This is a genomic window from Methylobacterium tarhaniae, assembly GCF_001043955.1.
In the GTDB taxonomy this organism is placed as follows: domain Bacteria; phylum Pseudomonadota; class Alphaproteobacteria; order Rhizobiales; family Beijerinckiaceae; genus Methylobacterium; species Methylobacterium tarhaniae.
This window is the reverse complement of the sequence record NZ_LABZ01000243.1, coordinates 1-3814: the sequence shown is the minus strand read 5'-3', so window position 1 is coordinate 3814 and position 3814 is coordinate 1. Positions and strand designations below refer to the sequence as shown.

The 3814-nt window shown below is 71.5% G+C and carries 3 protein-coding genes; all 3 read right to left on the bottom strand.

Translation table 11 applies throughout. The annotated features are described in order from the left end of the window. Positions 1 to 970, bottom strand: a 970-nt coding sequence (locus VQ03_RS27030; protein ID WP_048454017.1) for an SLC13 family permease, incomplete at its 3' end; no start/stop codon positions are given. A 278-nt stretch (positions 971 to 1248) separates the two neighbouring features. Next, positions 1249 to 2340 (bottom strand): metallophosphoesterase family protein, encoded by a 1092-nt coding sequence (locus tag VQ03_RS27025; protein ID WP_048454016.1) that lies wholly within the window; start codon positions 2338 to 2340, stop codon positions 1249 to 1251. A 10-nt stretch (positions 2341 to 2350) separates the two neighbouring features. After that, entirely contained in the window at positions 2351 to 3670 is a 1320-nt protein-coding gene (locus VQ03_RS27020; protein WP_048454015.1) for an MFS transporter, read from the bottom strand. Positions 3671 to 3814 lie beyond the last annotated feature (144 nt).

The window sequence follows — 3814 nt, the reverse complement described above, 5'->3', positions numbered from 1 at the left end:
CGGTCTCGGCGGGGGCGGCGGTGGCGGCCTGCTTCAGGGCATCGGCGATCATCGCCAGGACGCCGGTCTTCTCCAGCGCCTCGACGAGCACGAACAGGCCGGCGACCAGGGGCAGCACGCTCCAGGACACGTCCTTCGCCACCTCGACGGCGCCGCTGCCGCGGCGGAGCGCCAGCACGATGAGGGTGGTGGCGAGGCCGGCGACGAAGGTCGGCAGGCCGAGGTCGCGCCCGAGCGCCGAGGCGCCGATCAGCACCGCCCCGGTCGCCACGATGCCGAGGCCCGCGACGATTCCCGTGCGGGACAGGGTCGCCGTCTCGACCGCGGTGGCGACCGTCTGCCGGCGCAGGATCCCGTTCTGGGTAAGGCGCAGCACGAGGTAGGTCGCCAGGATGGCGAGCAGAGACGGCAGGCCGAACAGGGCGAGCCAGCGGGTCAGCGGCGGCATGTGCTCGGCGAACACGACGAGGTTCGCCGGATTCGAGATCGGCAGCACGAACGAGGCGGCGTTGGCGATGAAGGCGCAGATGAACAGGTAGGGCAGGGGATTCTCGACCTTCGCCGCGCGGGTGGCGGCGTAGACCGCGGGCGTCAGCACCACCGCGCAGGCGTCGTTCGACAGGAAGACCGTCACCACCGTGCCGACGAGGTAGACCAGGGTGAAGAGCCGCGTCGCCGAGCCCCGGGCGGTGCGCACCGCGATGCCGGCGAGCCAGTCGAACAGGCCCTCCTTCCGGGCGACCTCGGACATCAGCATCATGCCGACGAGGAAGAGGTAGACGTCGGTGCCCTTGAGCACGCCCTCCCAGGCGGTCCCGGCCGGCAGCAGGCCGAACAGCACCAGGGCGAGGGCGCCCGCCACCGCCCAGATCGCCTCCGGCCAGGAGAACGGGCGCACGATCACGCCGAGCGTGGCGAGGGCGGCGATCGCCCAGGTCGCGAGGTTGGGGCTGAACGTCAGCGCGGCCATGGGGGGAGAAGTCCTGTCGTCACGGGAGAGAGGGGTGCGGGAGGGTGTTCGGTCGATCGGACGGATCGTTCAACCCTCTCCGTCATTCCGGAGCCGCGAAGCGGAGCCCGGAATCCAGAGCGCGGATCGTTCAGGAGAGGGCGGACAGCGGTCCGCGTCATCCGCGTCCACCTGGGTTTCTGGATTCCGGGCTCGGCTTTCGCGGCCCCGGAATGACGCAAAGGGGAGATCGTCAGACGTGTCGTCGAACGGTTCCGGAGTTTCGGCGCGCCTCGCCCTCACCATTGCCGTCCGTTGCGGTTCGGCCCGAGCTGCGTCCCCAGCAGCCCGCGCCCCGGCCAGGCCCCGAGCGCGTCCGCGTCGCTGCCGATGCCCCGGGAGATCGGCAGTCCGTCCGAATCCGTCGCCGGCTCGATCGCGTCGATGTCCTCGGCCCCCCGGCCCGTCGCCCGGACGGTGATCGTCCGAGCCCCCGCCGGCCACGTCACCGCGGCGGCGTGGCAGCGCACCCCGTCCTCCCGCGCCATCGGCTGCCACGGTCCGTCGTCGAGGCGGACCTCCACCCGCTCCGCCGGTCCCAGCACCAGGGCGCGCACCGTGAACCGCTCGCCGATCGCGTGGCCGGCATCGAAGGCGAGGCGCCGGTCGGCCGGATTCGTGATCAGCACGAAGGGCCAGGGGCGGGCCAGTTCCTTGAAGCGCCAGCTCACCACCCCCCTATCGAGGGAAGCGACCGCGTAGCCGACCGGGCCCTCCTCGATCTGGCCGGTCGAGCGGGCCGCCGCGTAGATGGTGCGGCCGTCATTGGCGAGCTCGTTGTAGTGGGTGTGGCCCATCTCGACGAGGCGGACCGGCCCGCGATGGATGAGGTCGGCGACGCGGGCCGCCTCGCCCTCGCCCCGCAGGTCGGCGGGGTAGCTGTGCATGAACAGGGCGCAGTCCCTCCCGTGCGCGGCGTCGAGTTCCGCCGCGAGCCAGGCGACCTGATCGGGCCCGAGGCGGAAATCCGGCCCGCCCGAGCCCGGCCCGCACATGTCGAGGAACAGGCAGCGCACGCCGCGGACATCGACGGCGTAGGGCAGGCGCGGCACGCCCAGCCCGGCATGGAAGGCGTCGAGGCTGCCGCCCTCCCGATCGTGGTCGCCGGTGATGACGTGGACCGGCAGGCGCAGCCGGTCGAGGCCTGCCCGCACCAGGGCGTATTGCTCTGGCCGTCCGTGATCGGCGTTGTCCCCGGGCAGGAACACGAAATCGAGCCCGTCGACCTCGTTCAGCTGGGCGACGACCGACGCGAAGTCGCGGGCGTTCTCGGCCTCGCCGTCGGTCAGGTGCAGGTCGCCGATATGCGCGAAGGCGAGGGGGCCGGTCATGGTCCGGCCCTCAGGCGGTCGCCAGCGCCGCGCGGCCGGCCGGGCCGGAGGGCGTGCCGGCCTGCGCCGGCTCGAAGCCGCGGGTCTCCGGCATCACCAGCAGGTAGAGGGCGAAGCCGAGCCCGGCGATGGCGGCCAGCGTCAGGAAGGCCGCCGAGTAGCCCGCCGAGACGATGATGAGGCCGGCGAGCGTGGCGCTCAACGAGGCGCCGAGCCCCTGCGCCGTCGCGACCGCACCCTGGCTGACGTTGAACCGGCCGGTGCCGCGGGTCAGGTCGGCGACCACGATCGGGAACAGGGCGCCGTAGACGCCGGCGCCGATGCCGTCGAGGAGCTGCACCGCGACGAGGTAGAACGGGTTGTTCGAGAAGGTGTAGAGCACGCCGCGCAGGGCGAGGACGCCGAAGGCGGCGAGGAAGATCGGTTTTCTCCCGATCGCGTCGGCCTTGTGGCCGACGAACATCGCCACCGGCACCATCACGCATTGCGCGGCCACGATGCAGATCGCGATCAGCGAGGTCGCGTTCTCCTTGCCCGACAGGTGGGTGAGGAGCTGGCCGACCGAGGTCAGCATCGCGGCGTTGGAGAGGTGGAAGATCGCCGCGAGCAGCGCGAACAGCATCAGGTACTTGTTCTGGAACAGCACCGTCAGGCCGGAGGGCTGCTCGCACGCCTCGTCCTCGGCGCAATCGAGGCCGCGGGCGAGGTCGTTGTCGATGGCGTCCTCCGGCACCATCAGCATCGCGCCGATCGAGAGGGCGGCGAGCACGCCCATCAGCCAGAACACCACGATCGGCCCGAACAGGTAGGCCAGTCCCCCGGCGAGCGCCGCCGAGACGGCGTTGCCGGCATGGTTGAAGCCCTCGTTGCGGCCGATGCGCTTGGAGAAGAGCTTGGGACCCACCACCCCGAGGGTGATGGCGGCGAGCGCCGGTGGGAAGATCGCCCCGGCGATGCCGGCGAGCGACTGGGTGGCGGCCACCGCGTAGAAGTTCGAGATGAAGGGCAGCGCCAGGCAGCTGAGCGTCACGGCGAGGGCCGCGGCGATCACGATGGCGCGCTTGTGCCGCGACCGGTCGATGAGCGCCCCGGCCGGCGTCTGGGCGATCAGGCCGGCGATGCCGGCGATCGTCATGATCATGCCGGTGGTCGCCTCGTTCCAGCCCTGGTCGGGACCGCGCACGGCGATGAGGTAGATCGCCAGATAGGGCCCGAGCCCGTCGCGCACGTCCGCCAGGGTGAAGTTGAGCGCGTCGAGCCCCCGCAGGGCACGCCGGGACGGCTGTCGATCCGGCGCTCCGGACGCAGAGACAGGGGCGGGGGTTACCATGCTCACCGTGATGTCTCCCTGAGGAAGGACCGGCCGATCCGGAGCCGAGAACCGGTGGGACCGCGAAAAGTTGCGATGCCATCGGGATTAATCACCTGCGCGGCGCGTTCACGCCGCGCAGGTGATTAATCCCGATGGCATCGC